We start from the raw sequence: 20,138 nt of genomic DNA on the forward strand, positions 1-20,138 counted from the left end.
AACGATAACTTACTATTTTTTATTCTGAAAAATAAATGAACAAAGTTGCAAAAGTCACAATTTTCTTCTGGATAATGAAGATCATCGCCACGACGCTTGGCGAAACGGCAGGTGACTTCATCTCAATGTCTCTTGGGCTGGGGTATTACGTAGCCTTTGCCATAACGTTCGCCATTCTAATTATTCTCCTGTTTTTTCAAATTCAATCCGACAGATATCGTCCAGTCCTTTATTGGACGGCCATCATCGCTACAACCACAGCCGGAACCGAAGTTTCAGACCTGATGGATCGATCTTTTGGACTAGGCTACGCCGTGGGATCGCTTATCTTGGTAGCCGGTCTGTTGAGCGTTCTTACCATCTGGTATTACCGCGATCGCGATCTGAGCGTTTATCCGATCGCTAGGAAAGATGCAGAAACCACCTACTGGCTGGCTGTCGTGTTCTCCAACAGTTTGGGAACAGCCTTTGGTGACTTTCTGACAAGCAACTTGGGACTAAGCTATATCCAGGGCGCATTGGTGAGTGCCAGCGTGATTGGTGTTGTCATCGCCCTTCACTACGTAACAAACTTGAGCGATATCCTCCTATTCTGGCTTGCGTTCATCTTCACACGTCCCTTCGGAGCCACCTTTGGAGATTTTTTGACAAAACCAATCAAAAGTGGCGGTCTATCACTACCAAGAGGCTATGCTTCCGCGATCGCCTTTATTCTACTAGCAGTTGTGCTATTCTTTTCTGTGCGAAAGGAGAAAAAAGTGCGTCACCCAATTGAGTGATGCATTTAAGCATAATGAATAAAATTAAAGTATGCTCCGACAAATTTCTAATTTTTGGTTACGTCATATACATCCTCGTTTGGCTCCCTTAATTGCCACAATTGGTATTGTTGGACTTGCTAGTTGTCTGCTGATCCTTTTTGTTGTAGCAAAACTTGCACAAGAGGTTTTAGAGCGAGATGCTTTTGCATTTGATACTAATTTTTTGTTATGGCTACATCAGTTTGCCAATCCAAATTTAGATAATTTAATGCTGTTTGTTACAAATCTTGGTAATCCTAGTACAGTGGTTATAGTTGCAGGTATTACTGTTTTATTACTTTGGTGGCGACGTTACCAAGAAGAAGCGAAAGTTTTTATATTTGTTTGCTTAGGAGGGTTAATTTTAAATACAGGGCTAAAGTTGTTTTTTTCTAAATCTCGCCCAGAATTGTGGCATCAATTGATTTCTGAAAAATCTTTTAGTTTTCCTAGCGGTCATGCACTAGGCTCTGTTGTACTTTATGGTTTTATTGCTTACGAATTGGCAACTCACTATCCTAATTTTGCGAAATTTATTTACAGTTTAACTGTTATTTTAATTGCAGCTATTGGGATCAGCCGCTTATATTTAGGAGTCCATTGGCCTACAGACATAATTGCAGGTTATGGAGTCGGTTTTTTATGGCTGATGATATGTATTACGATGCTTAAATTGCAAAGATTGAGGCAAGAAAAATTAGTTGATTAAATCTTTAACAAAGTTTCGTGGTTTAATTCAAGAGCCTAACGACCGCAGCAAGAATTGAATGCCTAATTTAAATCCCCGTTACAAAACGTAATTGCTCTCTTCTCTACGAGACGCTCCGCGAACGCAGCCTTAGCGACGCAGGAGCATCATTGCGAATTAAAAATGCATCGAATTGGTTTAATCGCGTCTCTCCCCATTCCCCATTCAATTGATCCCCAAGTTACCAATCCAAGATAGGATAGACGTTGATTTACGTATCCTTTTACTTAATGAATATGAAGCGCTATTGGTCGCGTTTGCTTGCGCTGGTTTTGGTTGTATCTATCGGCTTAATGGGCTGTTCTGGCAGTCCAGATAGCTTGACTGGGGATTATCGCCAAGACACCTTAGCTGTGGTCAATGTTATGAGACAAGCTCTGGATATATCACAAGATTCACCAGAAAAAGCAGCAGTTCAAGCAGAAGCGCGTCAAAAAATTAATGACTTTTCAGCTCGCTATCAGCGAGTTAACTCTGTTTCTGGTCTTGGCTCCTTTACAACCATGCGAACAGCCCTCAACTCCCTAGCTGGACACTACAGTTCTTACCCAAATCGTGCAGTACCCGAAAAACTCAAAAATCGTTTAGAGAAGGAGTTACAGCAGGTAGAACTAGCACTGAAGCGTGGCGGTTAATTCTTAACTATTGCCTACTCCATCATCAAGAGTCAAGAGTCAATACTTTTGACTCTTGATTACTTTGTCCACTTGATATACATAAGAGTTTTAAATTTTCAACTAAACTGATTGACACTTTTCTAGCTAAAAGCCTGCTCAAAATTCAACTTAGGGACTTCCAAATTAAAAAACATCCAAAAATCTCATACAACAATCCTCTCTCATCTTCCTTTCTCCGTGTTCTCTGCGCCTCTGTGGTTCGTCTTCTTAGATAATTTATTTCTTAGAAATCCCTTACTTCGTCTCCATCCAATTTTCACCGACACGCGCCTCCACCAGCAACGGCACACTCAACTCGACTGCATTTTCCATCACCAACTTAATTTGTGGTTGTAATTCTTCCCACTCATCACGGGGAATTTCAAACACTAATTCATCGTGAACTTGCAACAACAAACGCGCCTGATAGTTCTTTAAAACCTCATGCAATCTCACCATTGCAATTTTAATAATATCAGCGTTGGAACCTTGAATTGGTGCATTAGCAGCAGAGCGTAGTAAACCTGCATCATAAGCACCTAAATTCTTCAATTTACTCAGATCGATATTTTTTGGATTAGTCCCTTTTAATTTGCGTAAACTGTTATTAGTAAAGTCAAAATAACGACGACGACCGAAAATAGTTTCTACATAACCAAGAGCGATCGCTTCTTTTTTGACTCGTTCTAAATATGCAAATACTTTCGGATATCGTTCATTAAACCGCTTAATGAACTCGTTGGCAATGTTTTTATCTATCCCAGTTGAGCGCGAAAATCTTAGAGAACCCATTCCATAAATCACGCCAAAATTGATAGTTTTTGCCATCCCTCGTTCTTCTGAGGTTATATTTTCTTTTTCAAACACTAACCGTGCCGTCACAGTGTGAACATCTTCATTTTGCTGATATGCTTGTATTAATATCGGCTCTTGACTCAAATGAGCCAAAATCCGCAATTCAATTTGTGAGTAATCAGCAGCCACCATTAACCAACCAGATTCGGGCAAAAATGCCTTCCGAATTTGGCGACTAAAAGCTGTACGAATGGGGATATTTTGCAAGTTTGGATTAGAAGAAGATAATCTACCAGTTGATGTTGCTGCTTGATTAAAATCAGTATGCACTCGTTGGGTATCTGGACGCACCAATGCAGGTAATGCATCAACATAAGTAGACTTTAATTTAGATAGAGTCCGATACTCAATGATCGCCTCAACAAATCCAGTGTTATCATCTTCTTGAAGTCTTTCCAGCGTTGCTGCATCTGTAGAGAAGCCCGTTTGAATTTTGCGAGAATGTCTAGTGCTTAACCCCAACTTTTCAAACAATATTTGGCTCAATTGCTTTGGAGAACCCAAGTTAAAGTTTTCCCCAGCTATTTTAGTTGCTTCCTCTTTCAACCTGGCTAACTCAGTTTCTAAATGCTGCGAAAGTTCTTGCAAATAAGCTGAATTAATCCGAACACCCGTGTATTCCATTTCGGCTAAAACCGCTTCTAGTGGCTGTTCTACTTCCACTAACAGCTTAGACAAAGTTGGAATTTTATCAAGTTCTTCACGCAATTTCGCCACTAAACCAAAGGTAGAATAAGCATCCATACCGCAGTAATCTGCTACGGCGGAAATATCTATATCAGCGATGGTTTTACCTTTAGGAACTAAATCCAAATAACTTTTTGCTATCAATCCCAAATATCGCTGCGACAAATCCATCAAATTATGACTTGAATCGGGATTTAGAATGTAACTTGCCAGCATGGGATCAAACACTACTCCCGCCAAATTAATTCCTTGACACTTTAAAACTAAGCGGTCAAATTTGGCGTTCTGTAAAGCTTTAGGATAATCAGCACTTTCGAGAATTGGGCGTAATGTTTCTAGCACCAAATCTTTATGCAAATTTTCCCCAGTTTTATGCCCCACAGGAATATAGGCTACCTCATCTGGTTGCATTCCCCAACAGCAACCAATTCCTACTAACTCAGCGTCTCTTGGTTCTAAAGCTGTAGTTTCAGTGTCCCAAGCAACGGGAATATCTGGGTTAGTGAATGTTTGCAAAAGTTTCACTAACTCAGTTAATTTTGCTTCAGTGTTGATGATGCGTGGTGTAATTGGGGAAGTAGATTTTTGTGTAAATGCTGCTGTATCACTAGCACTAAAAAACCACAAATCATTATCTTCATCAGCGCTGAATTCTGAGTTAGTATTGGGATTAATTACGTCTGTTTTAGCTTCTTGCTTTTCTTCAACTTGCCCACCAAAACGTTGCTGTAGGTCGTTAATTCTACCTAAAAAAGACTTGAATTCTAACTTTTCTAAAATGGGTGATAATACGCTTATATCAAAACCTTTTAATTTGCATTTTTCTAAATCAAATTCTATAGGAACATCTAAAACTATGGTTGCCAAATAGCGAGACTTATCGGCATCTTCTTTACCCGTTGCCAGTTTTTTCTGAGTTGCGCCTTTAATTTCATCTAACGCAGCGTAAATATTATCAAGAGAAGCATAAGTATTTAACAGCTGCACTGCTGTCTTTTCGCCAATTCCCTTGACACCAGGAATATTATCTGATTTATCACCACAAAGAGCTTTAAAATCAACAATTTGTGAAGGTAAAACCCCCATTTTTTCTTTGACTTGTTCTGGTTCAAATTCCGTGATGCTATTTGTAGAGCGTTTTAGGGCATCTGGACTAAAATTTAGAACAGTGATTTCTTTGTCAGAGTCGATTAGTTGAAATAAATCGCGATCGCCAGTCAGAATCTTCACTCTATACCCAGCAGCAGTGACTCTTTGTGCTAAGGTTCCCAAAACATCATCAGCCTCAAAACCAGGGGCAGTGAAAATTGGTAGATTAAAGCCATTGAGCAACTCATGCAGGTTTGCTAAGTCGGGAATGAAGTCTTCTGGGGTTTCTTTGCGATCGGCTTTATAAGTCTCGTCAGCTTCGTGGCGAAAAGTGGCCTCACCCAAATCAAAAGCGATCGCCATTGCTTGTGGCTGTTGTGTTCCCATTACCTCCAGGAGGCACTTCACAAAACCAAAACATATACTTGTAGGAATCCCCGTTTTAGTACGCAGCCCTCCATCTCGCCCTTTGGCGAAAGCAAAGTATGAACGATACGCCAGGGAGTGTCCATCTACGAGGATGAACGTGGGGCGTGTTGCGGTTGCAGAAGTGATTTCAGACATAGCCCTATTTTAGCCAGAAGCTTCGTTACTGCGATCGCAATTCAGTAAACTCAGATTCTAGAACGCTATTCCCAATCTAAAATCCAAAATGGTATAACCTCTTACCGGAACTTAAAATCTAGGAAATTATGCCGAAAGCATCTGCCCCACATTTGGCATCTAATGATCATCAGGCTGCTACAAAAGACATTAAACTACTAGTTTTGGATATAGATGGCACGATCGCAGGGCATTCTAACACCATTAGCGAACCTGTAAAGCAAGCGATTATTGCAGCCCAAGCACGAGGAATTAAAGTAGCGATCGCAACAGGTAGGATGTATCGTTCAGCCTTGCGCTTTCACCAATATATCGGCTCTACCCTACCATTAATGGCCTATCAAGGAGCCTGGATTCAAGATCCGATCACTCAAAAAATTCATCGCCATTGGGTTGTTTCCAGAGAAATCGCCCACCAGTTACTCGACTATTTTGAACAGCCTGAGTTGCGATCGCTCCTATCTGTCCACTTCTACATCAACGATCAACTATACGTCCGTGAAGTAACCAGAGAAACCCAAATTTATGCAGAACGTTCTGATATTACCGCGATTCCGGTGGGTGATTTGCGCCAAACCTTAACAAATGAACCGACAAAAATTCTCGCTTTGTGTGATGACACTGATGTGATCGACAAGCTATTGGGGAATTTGCGCCGTCAATACACACCTGCTGAACTTTATTTGACAACATCTGTTGCTACTTTTTTTGAAGCAACTAACGCCTCTGTGAATAAGGGAACTGCTGTACGTTACCTAGCCGAAGAATTACTGGGATTAGAGATAGCCAACGTTATGGCGATTGGCGATAACTTCAATGATGTGGAAATGCTGGAGTATGTTGGACTGGGTGTAGCTATGGGCAACGCACCACCAGGAGTGCAAGCGATCGCGCAGTGGGTAGCTCCTAGTGTAGAGGAAGATGGAGCCGCTGTAGCAATTGAAAAGTTTTTGCTGTAATCAGGGCAATTTTTCAAACCTAACCCATATAAATCAGAAAGGACACCGACGACTGGCCGTGTTTCGTCTCGGTGTCCTAGCTGGTTCGCTCCTCACACACCTGTTAATGTAGCTGAGGTGATGCATTGAGTCAATAGATATATAAAAGTTTTTATTTTTGCCTAAGCGACATTACCGATTTATAACTCCAAGGGCGCAAAAACACCCAAGTTTTCCTCTAGCACAAATCTTAATACTGACTGAGTAGCCATAAGCAATCCGAGTCTAGCTTGGGCTAACTCTGGTGAGGTAATTTTCACCTCACCCCAAATCCGGCAATTACACCAAAACTTTTCAAAAGCTTGGCTCAAACTCAGCGCTACTTTTTCCCATTTCACAGAACCCTTAACATCAGGGCATTCTATATTGTCTACCACTTGTATTAACTCACCAATTAGACGACGCTCATCTGGGTGATTTAGCCGCAATGTTCCGTCACAATTAAGCCAAGGTAAAGGGTTAGGAGAGATAACACTCCAAAAAGCTGGACTATTATTTGGAACTGGTTCTCTAAGTTTAATCAATCCCTCTCGATGAGCCAGAAGCACTAGCGAACAGCAACGTGCATGAGCATATTGAACAGCAAACAAATTGGGCATTGGGCATTGGGCATTGGTTATTAATTCTTCTCCCCCTGCCTCCCCTGCCTCCCCTGCCTCCCCTGCCTCCCCTGCCTCCCCTGCCTCCCCTGCCCCCCCTGCCCCCCCTGCCTCCCCTGCCTCCCCTGCCTCCCCTGCTCCCTCATCCCCCTGCCCCCCCAAACTCCCCTCTACAAGACTTTGTAACCAAGTCCCTAACGTCGAGTGAGTTAATTCAAAATGTATCAAACCAGGGGGAACTATTTGGATGCTAAAAACGTCGCCACAGATCCCTGATATATCTGAGGCGATCGCACTGGCAAGCTCCATCGCTTTTCGATTCTGAGATTTTGATAGTCCCAGAGACACATTTGAGGTGTAGAAAACTCTTTTATTATCTCTACCTTTATATAGAGGAATTTTCTCATCATTTAGGCATTTATTTTCTGTTTTATAAGTATCAATGCTTAGTGAATTTATTAAATAACTGTAGACTAACTGTTTGATTGACGTATATTTGCTAATTTGTAATTTATAATGCACGTAATATTATTTAAATCATCATGTAAGATATATTTGTTACTTTTTTGTCATCCGTCTTGCGGTATAAACTTAATTTAGATGAAGAAAAATGAGAAGAGGATAAAATTTGATGAATAATGGATGAATAGTAAGTAAACTTTACTACCATCATTGTACAGTAGGAAGTATAACAAAAGAGTAGAGAGTAATTTGCTTTCTATTCTTTGGATTGGCTGGCGCTGTTAGGCGTTAAGCCTGCCTTGCCAACACAAAGACACTCCTTGCACCCTTTTATTTACGTCTTTGTCTTCAGCCGAACGCTCTTTGTTACCTATGCAATCTCCATCCTCCTTTTCTGAGGCATCACGGCCTTTTTTAACTTGGCAACGCATTCTTGACTGGGCTCAAGAACACTACCGCTGCCGTACCTTTAGCAAAGATGAGCGCATTCCAGCCCGGCCTGGATTGCTATATTTGGTGCAAAGGGGTGCGATCCGTATGGTAGGAACCGCCCAAGTTAGTGCAACTGCCAGCCAGCTAACGTCTCGACGAATTAACAGAACCCCAGAAGAAGCGTTCTTGGGTTTTGTGGGAGCGGGACAGCCATTTGAAATTGTTGCCCAATCACCATTCACACTCCAGTCCTACGCCCATGTTGACCAAACTGCGGTGTTGTGGATGTACTGGCATGACTTAGACAACTGGCCTCACTTCCGTCGTGAAGTTATGGATGCCTTTAGGTATCAGCACCAGCGTAAGCTACTGTGGCTGAGTGCCTTGGGACAACGCCGCACGATTGACCGACTCTTAGGATTTCTCACATTGTTAATTGAGGAATATGGAGAACCAGCAATGAGCGACACTGATCCTGATGTGATTCGCGGCTATTGTCTGCCCTTCCCGCTCACCCATGCCCAAATTGGGAGCGCGATTGGTTCGACCCGTGTCACCGTCACCCGCTTGATGGGTAAGCTACGTCAACGTGGCTTAATCCTTACCCAAGGGGATAATTTAATATGCTTGCCAGCAGAGTCAATTAATAGAGCTGGTTAAAGCCTCTACCTGAGTGTAATCAATCGCTATTGTCAACGAATTTTGACAAACCCAGCTTGGGAAATAAGTTCCTGTCCCTGCTCAGTCAGCAGCAAGTTGGCGTAAGCAACACCTGCTTGCTGCTGGGTCTGACCATTCTGTTTGACCACCACAAACAGATTGCGGGTAATCGGGTATTTTCCTGATTGGAAAGCCTCAATGTTCAATTTGTTCCGTTTACCAGGACATTGGGACGGGAGGACAGATGGTTCTTGGTATGGAGCAATATATTGCCCTTGCGTCCGCCCCAACGGCAAGGCTTTGATTGAGCATTGAGGAATCACCTCTGGGGCAGAAGCGTAGTAGATACTACCAGGACTACCAGCCAATTTTTGCAAGGCTTGGGTGGTTGTGGAGATAAATTCCACATTGGAACTGAAAGGTTGACCACCCAAGATATCTTGGACAAAAAGTTCCACCGTACCGCCATCAGCAATGCGGCGGGAATAAGGCTTAATCGGGATATTGGGGCCGCCCACCTGGCTCCAATTATTGATTTTGCCTGTGTAAATTGACTTTAACTGGTCTATCGTTAGCCCTTGGATGTTAAGCTTGGGGTTAACTGCGATCGCCAAACCATCAATTGCCACAGGAATTTCTTTTAAAGTGAACCCACGCTGCTGGGCGCGGCTTAATTCCTGATCTAAAACTGGTCGGGAGGACTGGGCAAAATCTAGTTGACCGTCTATTAGAGATTGAATGCCAGTACCAGAACCAGGAGATGCATTACTGGGTTCGACATAGCGCAGGCGAAACTCTGGCCGCGCGGCTTGAATTGCTGGATCAACTACCAGCCGAATCGGTGCCCAAGATGTACTGCCTCCGTAATTGAATAATCCTGTAGGAACATCCTGTACTGAAGTGATATTGCCACTAGGATGTTCTGATTCAGTTTGGGGCGTTTTGGTGCTACCAGAATTAATTGTATTTAGGTTAATACCAGATTTTTTAGTAAACCACCAAAAACCGCCAGCTATTAGCCCGACCGTAATCAGAATTGATAATACAAGAATAGTTGTTTCATTTTTTTGAGACATAGTAAATTACCCCCGCTTCCATTCAATATAAGTGCTTGTGCTACTTGAGATTGTATTTGGACGACGGGTGTTTTATTCACAAATTCTGACACCTCTATGCTTGGTTGAAATTACTCAAGGAACGGACTCAGAAGAAGTCCTCCCCGGAAATAGTTCGTATTTAATCCGCGATCGAGCTTGAGTAGGGAGCCTTTCCCCAGATGGCGATTAAAGATGTCGCCGTAGTTGCCTACAGATGTAAGAACGCGGCGCTGCCATTCCTTGTCAAGACCTAAATCTGGTGCAAAGATCGGCATCGCCTCAGCACCGCCCGCATACCAGTGTGTTTCCGGCCTCTCTGCATTGATCAATGTATGAACTGTCCAGGTGACGATCGCTGACCACTGAGCATCCTGGGTTCCGGTGGCGGCGATTACCGGAAAGCTCGTCAGGGACTCTGGGAGGATGCGGCTCGATAATTGGTTTACCCCAGGGTCGAGGCGGATCTTTGCAAGAGTCGTGATTTCACCGGCGATGGCGTGGCAATTTTGCACGTTGTATGTATCGATCATCTCCCCATCCTCAGAGAACGGCCGACGCAACCAGTTTTTGTGGAGCGCACCGAAGTAAGCTGTGAGGCTCCGCTCAACTGAACTGCCAATCATAAAGCAGATGCTTTCTTTGGCTAAGTCCGTGACGTGGTGTGCAGCCGAGGTGGACGCCACCATTACCGCATTAGATTCTACAAAGACAGTAGGGCCAGGCAGCAGCTTACCAGCCAATTTCTGCTCCTCAATTTCCGATCCTGTGAGGAAGTATACGTCGTCTTGTTGGTTACGCACGGCGTCGAAGTCCATCGGTATCTCATACTGATGATATTCGATGCGGCCAGAAGCTCCCAGCACGGCGGCGGCGATCGCACGGCAGATATCGACGTTTAGACCACTCCAGCCACCTGGTTCGGCTGAAGTTGCTAGACCCGTCCGCTCGACGCTGCCACAGCGAACCACATTCCGTTCCTTGACACGTTTGATAACCGAACCCGCCTGAGCATCGGAAATCGAGCAGCAGACACCAAACAGAGTCAGGAAGACTAACACAAAGCGCATGAATTATCCTCAGGGAATGGGGAAAAACGGGGATATGAAGAGTGCTGAGTGGGGAATTTCACTTTTTTACTCAGCACTCAGTGCGATCAAAAGGTGTTTTGGGCTGAAAGATGGATGGGGTGTGCCTCATCCATCCTTGTCTTTAAGGGTTAGCGGCTGGATAAGTGCTTGGTAGCGCGTTGAAACCCTTGGGGATTTTATTATCTATCCCCTGGCGCTTGTCCTCTGGCGTGACCCCGATCGCCCGACAGCCTTTACCGCTGTAGTGCGGTAGTGTGTTCACCACACTATCTGGAATCTTCGCAAATGAGGCTGGCAGTGGCGGCGAGACACCGAGTAGGCGCTTGGGATCGAAGCCCGACAGCAAGCTATCGGTGATCGGCGAATTGATGTCCCGTGGTCCGAGGTACTTCTGCTCGAATCCTGCAGGGCCGAACTTGTTGAACTCTGGGGAGTTGCCAGCAGCGAGTGCCTGTGCCTCATCGGGTAAGCTGGCAAGGGGAGGCAAACCAAAAATCGTGTTGATCGTCTCGATCACCGAGTTGTGATCGCCCTCGACGTGCGAGACGGCGTGCGTCCGGGCGTAGGGTGAGATGAGGATCAGTGGTACACGCACACCACGGGACAGCGGCAGCCCATCAGGTCCATAGGACAAGATCCTTGGTGGTACATGGTCGTAGAAGCCATCGGATTCGTCGTAGGTAATGATGATGGCACTCTGCTGCCAGATTTTTGGATTTGACGCGATCGCGTTGATCGCCCTAGCCGCCATCCCCTCACTGAGTTGGCGATCGCTATAGCCTGGATGGTCGTCATCACCTGACTTTGCGGCATTAATTGCAGCGATCTCATCTGCCGGTGTTTTAGGGTTCGTAATCGGCGGCTTCAGTCCCTGCTGGTTTGTATAACCGCCACGAATGTAGAACACGCCGCTTTTGGGCAGCGAATTATTGGCTATGTCGCTAAAAAAGTCATTCAGCCCTCGGAGATTTTTGCTCACCTGCGGCGTGTTGGCAATATAGCCAAAATACTGTGCGCCGTTGTGATGGCTGACATAGGCATTGTGTGAAGCAATCTTGTTGGTATCGGTCGGTTCGAGATCGTAGCCTTCTTGATACCAGCGCCAATTGACCGGCTCAGTCTGGAGTTTGTGGATATAAGGGATATCTTGCTGGATGTCGGCTAGGTCAAATAAAGGATTCCTGTTGCTAGCCAAGACCGACCGAATATCGCGCCCCTGGAAGGTGAGTGGTAGACTGGCGAAGGTCAGGTTCGAGGAGATGTTGCCATCGGCGTAGCTCTCTTTCGCACCAGCAGGTTGCTTGTTGTCTGTCGTTGTGTCGAATTGGGAGCCATAAAAGGGCTGTGGATCGTTGACCAAGGGTACACCTTGCGTTGTACCTGTGTGGCTGCCCACGGTGTAGGATTTGCCACTTGCACCGTGCTTGACCCACTGTGTTTCACCCGATTGCCCCGCGAGCATCGCTACTGCATTCGGGGTTGAGGGCGTGTCCTCGGTTGCAAAAATGTTGTCGAAGACCGTGAAGCGACTAGCCCACTTCCAGAAGAACGGAATGGTATCGCAGTCGATGTGCGACATAACAAGGCGGGCGAACTGCTTGCCCTCAGCAATGTTGGCTGCTCCACCCTTCGCCGCGAAGCGCGTGTACTCGTCATAGGCAAACTGATCCATCTGTGGCTTACCGTCCACAACGTGGATTTTGTTTGCCAGTCCGGTGTGTGAGTGGTCAACGCTGTCAACGGCGCTGGCGTTCTGCTCAGATCCGATTCGGAATGGCTCAACTGTGACGGTTGCGCCGTTGGCATCGGTGTAGGTCTGGGTGAAGCCCGGTGTTTTTTCTGGGTTACGAGGCTTTTGTCCATCTGAGTAGAGTCCGTTAACACCGGGCAATGTGCCATACTCGTTGTCGAAGGAGTGGTTCTCGTTAAAGATGACGAAGACGTATTTGATCCGCTCCTGAAGTAGCTTTGTGAGCAACTTCGGTGGTAGCTGGGGTTCTTTGCCTGGATCGTTTAAGTATCGCGCCACGTCTGATGTTGCATCTGGCTGAGTTGTGACGGTTGACTTTGCTGGCGAAGCTTGCTGTGCAGAAGACTCGTCTGCGATCGCCGAACCGATAAACATGGACGGTACGATCGACGAGGAAAGTAGCAATGTTAGAGCAAAATAGAACTTCGTAAATTTTCTCAAAACATATCTCCTTAGTAATTTCTATCCAGCTAATATCTCTATGCGGAATTTATAAGTAGTATTCATATACCGCAAGCATTTGATTAATTTAGAATAGGTATTTTGGTTCCGCCGTGCTTTATTGTGTTTCCCAACTTTAAGAAACCTTAACACCGTTTGATACAAGCATAATTAGGCTGCAATTTAAGCAACAAACAGATAGTAGCGAAAACTACTGTTTCAGCAAAACTTTAAGGTTCAGGAGCAGGCTCGCTTTTAACGAAACCAACGGCAGTAATGCCAGAACTTTGAACATTTCCAAGGTTGCTATTGTCCAAAAATTTCCCATTATTGGTACTACCCGTCCCTGTGAAATTGCTGTCAAAATCAATCTCCAAACTGTACAAATTCTTGTTTTTACCTGTCAATAAGCCTGCGTCTGAAAAAGCAAGTATATTCTCTTGAATGTAAGCTGTATTGCCAGCCAAGTTTTTGGATAATGTTCGCACAATAGTATTATCCTTGACTAAGTTGATTGTCCAATTTGTCAAATTTACAAAAGAACTAGAAGCGGGTAATTGATCTACATCTACTGTGTAACTCCCATTAAAAGAGGCATTTGCTAAATTCACAGGTAGCCCTACTGAACCATCCTCAGATGCAGGAGCAAAATTTCCAGAAATATTAAATGTTTTAAAATTGACAGCCTGGGCAGGATTGCCAATAGCTGCAAGCATAGCAAAACCAAGCGCTGCGGTGGCAGTTGCTTGCGATAACCTTCTCAAAGGTGTTGCACTCAGCATAAGTTTAGTCTTAGTATTTTTGCCCATATAGGTAAGTGCGCTTTTTACACACCGAAAATAATCCCAAAGTGAAGACGCTGCTATGGCTAGGCTTGAAGGTATAAAGAAAACAGCCTTTTGGATTCGGTAGTTATACCATCTCATTTTAATAATGATACAAATAATATGGTAAGGGCTAGGCATTGCCTAGCCCTTACGAGAAATCTATATGTATCAGGATTTTCGTGAATTGGTAGTACTCCTACCTCACCAGTTGCTAAAAATCCCCACTTCTATATTTTGTTACCTGAAAATTAATAAAAAGTTAAGAAAAAGCAAAATTTATTTAATAGTTATGGCAGTATTAGCGGGATTTCTCACAATTAAGAAAAAATCATTCCATAAAATCTGCCTTGGATAAGTCAAATTCGCTCCAATACGATTCGGTTAAGAATATTTGTAGTTTGGGTTGAACATTCGTGTTACCCAACAAACTCTACAATATGTTGGGTTTCGTTCCTCAAACGCCACTTGCTTCTCCCAAAGTCCAAAGGGAGACGCACAAGGGACAAATCGGGAAACCGCAACGGCAAAGTGGCTCCCCAACCTACATATTTTCATTTTTTGGGCTTAACCGAACCGTATTGAAATTCGCTCAATACCTGTCCACCCTCTAGGAAAACAGATGAGATAAACTCCGACTTTAAAGACTGGCTATAGTTACTCTGAGAATTAAAGAAAACCACTCGATTATTTAATTCTAACAAATCCAGCTTTTTCAATCAGTTCTTGACTCTGAGGTGTTAGCAGCCAATTTGCATAAGCTTCCCCAGCTTGCTCATCTGTTTGACCATTCTGTTTAACAATTACAAATAAATTGCGAGTAATTGCATAATCTCCACTACGAAACGCCTGACTATTTAAGTGGTTACGTTTATTGGGACATTCAGATTGAGGTACAAGGGGTTCTTGGTAGGGAGGCACAAATTGAGTGCTTGTCCGCCCTAGTGGTAGGGATTTAATCATACACTGGGGTACAACCTCTGGGGCGGAAGCATAGTAAATTCCACCAGGGCTTGCAGCTACTTTTCGTACTGCTTCTGTGGTGGTACTAATGTAATTAACGTTATTACCAAAATTCTCTTTATTTAAAATATTTTCCACAAAAAAGTCCACTGTTCCCCCAGCTTCTTTACTGCGAGAGTAGACTGTAATTGGTAAATTTTGCCCACCCAGCTGTTGCCAATTAGTAATTTTGCCGGTGTAGATATCTTTGAGTTGGGCGATAGTTAAACCAGGGATATTGAGATTTAGGTTAACTGCGATCGCAATTCCATCAATCTCCACCGGAATTTCTTTCAAACTAAATCCTTTTTGTTTAGCTTCGGCATTTTCTTCAGCTTTAACTGAGCGAGAAGATTGAGAAAAAGCTAGTTGATTATCTATTAACATCCTAATGCCAGTTCCAGATCCTGGTTGACCTGAAGGAGGTTGACTATAGCGTAAAGTAAATTGAGGGCAAAGGCTTTTTAGTGCAGAGTCTACGTCTTTACGAATGGGTGCCCAGGTTGTGCTACCACCATAGTTAAATGTTCCCTGTGGGAGATTTGGCACGTTACATTTGTTGTTGACAAACTGGTTTGTGGGATTATCTGTGTTGCTACTCTCCGAAGTTTTAGAACCAGTTCCACTTATTTGCGCCAACCGTTCCATAAAAAACCATAAGCCACTAAAGATTAAGCCAATGGTGATGATAGTAGCTAAGAAAAGGCTAAGTGTTTCGTTTTTCTGAGACATAGTTAGCTGTTAGCACCAAAACTTTTTAAAGTAAGAGAGATAATAATTTATAAATAAGTCGAAATACGGCTGTTAGTGAAATGGTTACTAAGGCTGCTGCAACTGATAAAATTACTACTGTCTGAATACCAAGACCCCCCTGTAAAAAAGGGATAAAAAAAATAACAGCAAAACTAATTGTTGGAATAATTAATAAATCGAACTTTTCAATCCACCGCCTAGTTTGGGCAAAAATTAGTATACCTAAAATCACACATGCAACAGTGAAAGTAACTATTGGTGATTTTACTAGACTGAAGAGAGCGATCGCAATTAATCCCCCTTCAAATCCACTAAATGCGGCCCCACCCAGCAATTCCACTGTCGAAAACGCTGGTTGAGTTGGTGAACGCTGGGGGACGACGGGACTAGAATTAGGTGGTTGTGGCGGAAGGGTTACAGAGGGCGAATTAAGTTGTGTAGCGGCTTGAGCCGCTTGTGAGTTAAGTGCATCTAAAACTTCTTGGGCTGACTGGAAGCGCTGATTAGCAGCAGGTAGCAGCATCTTATCTAATACGTCAGCAAGGCGTGGGCTGACAGTTACTTGCATTCGCCATTTCCACTGGTTACTATAGGCATCAAATAGTTGAACTGCTTCTTGATTTGTCAACAAAATAATAATAGTTACAGCCAAAGCGTATAAATCCGTAGATGGGAATACTTGACCCCCAGCCATTTGCTCTGGCGGTGCAAATCCCATAGAATAAATTCCTGTGGAAGAAGCAGCAGAACCAAGTGCAACATTTGTTACTTGTTTAACTGCCCCAAAATCTAGTAAAAAAAGTCTCCCATCACGACGGCGCATGATATTAGAGGGTTTAATATCTCTGTGGATAATGCCTCTATGATGGACAAACTTTAGCACCTTCAGGATTTCTTGCAGCACCTCCAACACTTGCTGCTCAGAAAATTTGCCTTGTTGAACTAATTCTTCTTCTAAGTTTTGCCCATCAATGTATTCTTGTACCAAGTAAAAAAACTGGTCTTGCTGTCCTGGTTGCAAACCATTAATTATGACTGGAAAGAAAGCAAACAAGTCCGGGATTTGCTCGTGATCGTTACCCAGTTGTGATAAAACTTCTGCCTCTCTCTCAAACATCAACTGTGCTTGTTGTAGTTGATTTAAGCTTAAATTTCCGGCAGGTTGAAACTGTTTAACTACGCATTGACGCATTCCTGGTATTCGGCGATCGCGTGCCAAAAAGGCTGCTCCAAATCCTCCCCTTCCCAGTAGCTTCACGGTGACATATCGACCATCTAGCAGCAATGGCATACCACAGGTAGTACAGTATTTTTGCTGCGTTGTTTTCAACGTCGTAATATCATCTAAATCGGCAAAATAGTTTTGTGGGCGTGGGCAACGTGGACGAGTACAGTAAACTTCCATTTTCGTGATTAGTCATTAGTCAAAATAATTCGTAATTGATAATGCGTAATTCGTAATTCATTCAGGTTACATAGAAACTAAATCTCTTTATCAAGAACAGGAAACTTTTTAACTGATGTCAAATTCTTAGTTTGCTTACGGTAGGCTACGCCAAAAGCTATGAAATAATAATTACGAATTACGAATTAAGAATTATTTAGTCATTGGTCATTCACAAAAAACATCGAACAAATATCGTAGACGCCCTAAGGGTAGGACTAATCACCATTTAGTCGTCGGCGGCAGAGGTGGATGTCGCTATATCTAATGTAGATATCAGTATGCTTTTTTGTGCCAATGTTAACACATTTTGACTCCATCCAGGATTAGCAAACTGGGGCAAAATTTCCCGACTAAAAGCTTCTGCGGCCTTGGATCTATAGCGATTAGGATTAAAAATCAGCCAGAGTGTCCGTTTGACGACAACACCTTCAATGGGGGTACGGTGCAGAACACCCATTTGTAACTCTTTAGCGATCGCGCTAGTTGAAACAAAGGCAGCTCCCAAACCAGATTGCACAGCATTTTTAATTGCTTCAATAGAATTTAATTCCATTTCCACCTTAAAACGTCTGGTATCAATTTCACAGCGTGCTAGTACTTGGTCAATTACTTTGCGGATGGTCGATTGGGAATCTAGGGCAATGAATTGTAATTTGTATAGGTCTTCTTTTTGGATTTTTTCCAGTTTGCTAAAGGGATGAAAAACAGGTAAAATTAGCGCTAGTTCGTCTTCAGCGTAAGCAACAACCTCCAAGGATTCTGATAGTTCGCCGGGAATTTCACCGCCGATAATTGCCAAATCAACTTGTCCGTTAGCGACACTCCAAGCAGTCCGCCGGGTAGAGTGGACGTGTAATTGCACTGCCACATCTGGATATTTTTGTCGGAACATGCCGATCATTCTGGGCAAAAGATAAGTGCCGGTGGTTTGAGAAGCACCGACAATTAAAGTACCGCCTTGGAGATTTTGTAAATCCTCGATCGCGCGGCACGTTTCCTGACACAGACTGAGGATTTTTTCACCGTAACTTAGAAGTAGATGCCCTGCTTCGGTTAATTGGGCGCGTCGTCCTCCCCGATCGAATAGGGGGACATCTAGCTGCCGTTCGAGATTTTGCACTTGCAAGCTGACGGCAGGTTGCGAAACGTAAAGACTATCAGCGGCACGCTTGAAGCTTCCTTCTTGGGCGATCGCTTTTAAAATACGTAACTGATCTAAAGTGAAAGGAAGGTCAGACATAAGGCTCAATCCACAAACTTTAAAAGGAGCAGATGCACACAAAAAATCAGGTTTGGCAGCAATCATCTGGGCATGATTTGTTGCATATTAAACTTGAAGGCTTGACTCGAAAAAGACAGTAGCACAACATCTTAACTAAAGTCCCTTTTGAATACTTTGTGGTATTGGTTGTACTGAGTTCAATTTTCTTTAAATTACTTCACCCGTATATATGCTGCTGATTTCTTGGTTCACACCCAGTCATTTTGTCATACTGGGGTTACAAATAGTATTTGCGATCGCTCACAGTGGAGGCGCTGCTTTGCGTCCAAGGGCCGAAAAATATATTGGTTCAAGGCTTTATCGCGTTCTCTTTGCATTAGTTAGCCTACCTTTGGCTGTCATATTAATTATTTACTTTTTTGGGCATCGCTATGATGGTTTGCAACTTTGGCAGGTACAAGGAGTACCAGGAGTGCAAGAATTTGTTTGGCTGCTGTCAGCTATCTCGTTTTTATTTTTATATCCTGCTACCTTCAATCTACTAGAAATTGCTGCCATTCAAAAGCCCCAAGTTCATCTCTACGAAACAGGAATTATTCGGATTACTCGTCATCCCCAGATGGTAGGACAAATAATTTGGTGTATTGCCCATACTCTGTGGCTGGGTACTACCTTTACACTTGTGACTTCCATTGGATTGGTGTTGCATCACTTGTTTGGAGTTTGGCACGGGGATCGCCGTTTGAGCGATCGCTATGGAGAAGCCTTTGAAATTGCCAAACAACGGACTTCAATTATTCCCTTTAAAGCAATTCTCGACGGGCGTCAATCTATCAAATGGCAGGAATTTTTTCGTCCTTCCTACTTGGGAGTTGCCATTTTTATAGTTTTGCTTTGGTTGTCGCATCCTTTGTTGCTCGAAGCAACTAGTAAGATAAGATGGGAAATCTAGGCGATCCCCAGTGTCAGCATAAAATCGATTTCAGCTTATCAATTGCCCTAAATCAATGTAGGATAAGTTCAAACATCTATCAATGGGGGTGGTCTGAGTCGAGTTAAGATTTTAAATTGGTAGTTGTTGCTCAGTTGTTTTTCATTGGGAAAAAATGGCAGATTCAGTCAGATCCCCAGGTAGCCACGGCAATCAGGAGTTAAACATCCAAAAAAGCCAGCGCGAATTGCACGGTGGCTTTTTTCTCAGAGACACATTAACGCGCTCGATTTTTCCCTAATTATTCTGTGTCCTGAGTTTTGGTTCCTGAAAGCATCTATCGGTAGTTACTGACTTGCCAATCTTTCACTTCAAAGCTGATAGGTAGTTTAATATAAAAACCTTATAATCCAAGAGGCATCATGGTTTTGTCGGTTAGTGAGCGGACATTTACTGAAGAAGTTTTAGAATCACCTATTCCTGTTTTAGTTAATTTTGAAGCACCTTGGTGTGGCTTGTGTCGGATTATCCACCCACTGTTATTGCAATTTCAAGCCCAGTGTGGCGAAGAAATTAAATTAGTTGGGGTTAACGCCGATCAAAATTTTAAATTGTCAACTACTTATAGGCTCAAATCACTACCCACTTTACTATTGATTGAAAATGGCACTATTCGCCATCGCTTGGAATGCTTTCGCGGTAGAGAAGATTTACGTCTAGCTTTAGAAGAGATTAAAGCTAAGTACAGCAGTTGCCCGAAAATTTACAAGAGTTCAAAAACAGTGGACTTAGAATATCGGTCAGCCTGATGGATATTGGGCATAGGGCATGGGGCTAAAGACTAATGACCAATGACCAATGACTAATGACCAAATCTAAAACCATGCTTAACACCCCACCCAATCAGTCTTGGGTGGGTTATTTTATCCTAAAGGGCGTGTGTCACAATTATTAACAGTTTCGACACGCTAATCAAGAATTCTAAAAGTAGGCG

18 protein-coding genes are annotated in these 20,138 nt (G+C 43.4%); 9 read left to right on the forward strand and 9 right to left on the reverse strand.

Annotated elements, in window-relative coordinates:
* Positions 1–74 precede the first annotated feature (74 nt).
* The 3 genes from V7K32_RS09405 (at position 75) to psb27 (ending at position 2,183) form a co-directional block, all read left to right on the forward strand.
* Complete coding sequence (locus V7K32_RS09405; RefSeq protein WP_334992477.1) at positions 75–779, forward strand: COG4705 family protein; 705 nt, start codon at positions 75–77, stop codon at positions 777–779.
* Positions 780–810: 31 nt separating this feature from the next.
* Positions 811–1,509, forward strand: a complete 699-nt coding sequence (locus tag V7K32_RS09410) for a phosphatase PAP2 family protein (protein WP_334992419.1) — start codon at positions 811–813, stop codon at positions 1,507–1,509.
* Positions 1,510–1,778: 269 nt separating this feature from the next.
* A complete protein-coding gene (gene psb27 / locus V7K32_RS09415) occupies positions 1,779–2,183 on the forward strand; it encodes a photosystem II protein Psb27 (RefSeq protein WP_334992421.1) in 405 nt (134 codons plus the stop codon).
* Positions 2,184–2,459: 276 nt separating this feature from the next.
* Here the strand turns inward: psb27 and polA are convergent, their stop codons facing one another.
* Positions 2,460–5,399 carry a DNA polymerase I gene (gene polA, locus V7K32_RS09420; RefSeq protein WP_334992423.1) on the reverse strand — a complete coding sequence of 980 codons (2,940 nt, stop codon included), beginning with the start codon at positions 5,397–5,399 and terminating at the stop codon, positions 2,460–2,462.
* A gap of 128 nt (positions 5,400–5,527) precedes the next feature.
* Here polA and V7K32_RS09425 point away from each other — a divergent pair, with 128 nt between their 5' ends.
* Complete coding sequence (locus V7K32_RS09425; protein WP_334992425.1) at positions 5,528–6,397, forward strand: Cof-type HAD-IIB family hydrolase; 870 nt, start codon at positions 5,528–5,530, stop codon at positions 6,395–6,397.
* Between the two features lie 179 nt (positions 6,398–6,576).
* Here V7K32_RS09425 and V7K32_RS09430 read toward each other — a convergent pair whose 3' ends face one another.
* A complete protein-coding gene (locus V7K32_RS09430) occupies positions 6,577–7,344 on the reverse strand; it encodes a DALR anticodon-binding domain-containing protein (protein WP_334992427.1) in 768 nt (255 codons plus the stop codon).
* A 525-nt stretch (positions 7,345–7,869) separates the two neighbouring features.
* On the opposite strand from V7K32_RS09430, the gene V7K32_RS09435 reads away from it, so the two are divergent.
* Positions 7,870–8,589: a Crp/Fnr family transcriptional regulator gene (locus V7K32_RS09435; RefSeq protein ID WP_100901811.1), complete on the forward strand. Its 720-nt coding sequence runs from the start codon at positions 7,870–7,872 to the stop codon at positions 8,587–8,589.
* Between the two features lie 32 nt (positions 8,590–8,621).
* Here V7K32_RS09435 and V7K32_RS09440 read toward each other — a convergent pair whose 3' ends face one another.
* Positions 8,622–9,665 carry a PstS family phosphate ABC transporter substrate-binding protein gene (locus tag V7K32_RS09440; protein ID WP_334992429.1) on the reverse strand — a complete coding sequence of 348 codons (1,044 nt, stop codon included), beginning with the start codon at positions 9,663–9,665 and terminating at the stop codon, positions 8,622–8,624.
* Positions 9,666–9,775: 110 nt separating this feature from the next.
* Positions 9,776–10,501: a hypothetical protein gene (locus V7K32_RS09445; RefSeq protein ID WP_334992431.1), complete on the reverse strand. Its 726-nt coding sequence runs from the start codon at positions 10,499–10,501 to the stop codon at positions 9,776–9,778.
* 25 nt (positions 10,502–10,526) lie between these two features.
* Here V7K32_RS09445 and V7K32_RS09450 point away from each other — a divergent pair, with 25 nt between their 5' ends.
* Complete coding sequence (locus V7K32_RS09450) at positions 10,527–10,694, forward strand: hypothetical protein (RefSeq protein ID WP_334992433.1); 168 nt, start codon at positions 10,527–10,529, stop codon at positions 10,692–10,694.
* A 201-nt stretch (positions 10,695–10,895) separates the two neighbouring features.
* On the opposite strand, the gene V7K32_RS09455 is transcribed toward V7K32_RS09450, so the two are convergent.
* The 5 genes from V7K32_RS09455 to V7K32_RS09475 form a co-directional block, all read right to left on the reverse strand.
* Positions 10,896–12,803, reverse strand: a complete 1,908-nt coding sequence (locus V7K32_RS09455; protein WP_334992434.1) for a phospholipase C — start codon at positions 12,801–12,803, stop codon at positions 10,896–10,898.
* A 392-nt stretch (positions 12,804–13,195) separates the two neighbouring features.
* Positions 13,196–13,747 carry a PEP-CTERM sorting domain-containing protein gene (locus V7K32_RS09460; RefSeq protein ID WP_334992436.1) on the reverse strand — a complete coding sequence of 184 codons (552 nt, stop codon included), beginning with the start codon at positions 13,745–13,747 and terminating at the stop codon, positions 13,196–13,198.
* Between the two features lie 729 nt (positions 13,748–14,476).
* Entirely contained in the window at positions 14,477–15,523 is a 1,047-nt protein-coding gene (locus V7K32_RS09465; RefSeq protein WP_334992438.1) for a PstS family phosphate ABC transporter substrate-binding protein, read from the reverse strand.
* 25 nt (positions 15,524–15,548) lie between these two features.
* Positions 15,549–16,949: a serine/threonine-protein kinase gene (locus V7K32_RS09470; protein ID WP_334992440.1), complete on the reverse strand. Its 1,401-nt coding sequence runs from the start codon at positions 16,947–16,949 to the stop codon at positions 15,549–15,551.
* A 268-nt stretch (positions 16,950–17,217) separates the two neighbouring features.
* Positions 17,218–18,231, reverse strand: a complete 1,014-nt coding sequence (locus V7K32_RS09475) for a LysR family transcriptional regulator (RefSeq protein WP_334992442.1) — start codon at positions 18,229–18,231, stop codon at positions 17,218–17,220.
* A gap of 211 nt (positions 18,232–18,442) precedes the next feature.
* On the opposite strand from V7K32_RS09475, the gene V7K32_RS09480 reads away from it, so the two are divergent.
* The 3 genes from V7K32_RS09480 (at position 18,443) to V7K32_RS09490 (ending at position 19,953) form a co-directional block, all read left to right on the forward strand.
* A complete protein-coding gene (locus V7K32_RS09480) occupies positions 18,443–19,165 on the forward strand; it encodes an NnrU family protein (protein ID WP_334992444.1) in 723 nt (240 codons plus the stop codon).
* Between the two features lie 154 nt (positions 19,166–19,319).
* Positions 19,320–19,445: a hypothetical protein gene (locus V7K32_RS09485; protein ID WP_334992446.1), complete on the forward strand. Its 126-nt coding sequence runs from the start codon at positions 19,320–19,322 to the stop codon at positions 19,443–19,445.
* Positions 19,446–19,566: 121 nt separating this feature from the next.
* Positions 19,567–19,953: a thioredoxin family protein gene (locus tag V7K32_RS09490; RefSeq protein WP_334992448.1), complete on the forward strand. Its 387-nt coding sequence runs from the start codon at positions 19,567–19,569 to the stop codon at positions 19,951–19,953.
* Positions 19,954–20,138 lie beyond the last annotated feature (185 nt).

The organism is Nostoc sp. (assembly GCF_036917635.1).
Lineage (GTDB): Bacteria > Cyanobacteriota > Cyanobacteriia > Cyanobacteriales > Nostocaceae > Nostoc.

Bases quoted from the DNA above. Each gene is read 5' to 3' on its own strand.
- V7K32_RS09405 (WP_334992477.1), top strand. From the start codon at position 75: ATGAAGATCATCGCCACGACGCTTGGCGAAACGGCAGGTGACTTCATC.
- V7K32_RS09410 (WP_334992419.1), top strand. From the start codon at position 811: ATGCTCCGACAAATTTCTAATTTTTGGTTACGTCATATACATCCTCGT.
- psb27 (WP_334992421.1), top strand. From the start codon at position 1,779: ATGAATATGAAGCGCTATTGGTCGCGTTTGCTTGCGCTGGTTTTGGTT.
- polA (WP_334992423.1), bottom strand. From the start codon at position 5,399: ATGTCTGAAATCACTTCTGCAACCGCAACACGCCCCACGTTCATCCTC.
- V7K32_RS09425 (WP_334992425.1), top strand. From the start codon at position 5,528: ATGCCGAAAGCATCTGCCCCACATTTGGCATCTAATGATCATCAGGCT.
- V7K32_RS09430 (WP_334992427.1), bottom strand. From the start codon at position 7,344: ATGGAGCTTGCCAGTGCGATCGCCTCAGATATATCAGGGATCTGTGGC.
- V7K32_RS09435 (WP_100901811.1), top strand. From the start codon at position 7,870: ATGCAATCTCCATCCTCCTTTTCTGAGGCATCACGGCCTTTTTTAACT.
- V7K32_RS09440 (WP_334992429.1), bottom strand. From the start codon at position 9,665: ATGTCTCAAAAAAATGAAACAACTATTCTTGTATTATCAATTCTGATT.
- V7K32_RS09445 (WP_334992431.1), bottom strand. From the start codon at position 10,501: ATGGACTTCGACGCCGTGCGTAACCAACAAGACGACGTATACTTCCTC.
- V7K32_RS09450 (WP_334992433.1), top strand. From the start codon at position 10,527: ATGCGGCCAGAAGCTCCCAGCACGGCGGCGGCGATCGCACGGCAGATA.
- V7K32_RS09460 (WP_334992436.1), bottom strand. From the start codon at position 13,747: ATGCTGAGTGCAACACCTTTGAGAAGGTTATCGCAAGCAACTGCCACC.
- V7K32_RS09465 (WP_334992438.1), bottom strand. From the start codon at position 15,523: ATGTCTCAGAAAAACGAAACACTTAGCCTTTTCTTAGCTACTATCATC.
- V7K32_RS09470 (WP_334992440.1), bottom strand. From the start codon at position 16,949: ATGGAAGTTTACTGTACTCGTCCACGTTGCCCACGCCCACAAAACTAT.
- V7K32_RS09475 (WP_334992442.1), bottom strand. From the start codon at position 18,231: ATGTCTGACCTTCCTTTCACTTTAGATCAGTTACGTATTTTAAAAGCG.
- V7K32_RS09480 (WP_334992444.1), top strand. From the start codon at position 18,443: ATGCTGCTGATTTCTTGGTTCACACCCAGTCATTTTGTCATACTGGGG.
- V7K32_RS09485 (WP_334992446.1), top strand. From the start codon at position 19,320: ATGGCAGATTCAGTCAGATCCCCAGGTAGCCACGGCAATCAGGAGTTA.
- V7K32_RS09490 (WP_334992448.1), top strand. From the start codon at position 19,567: ATGGTTTTGTCGGTTAGTGAGCGGACATTTACTGAAGAAGTTTTAGAA.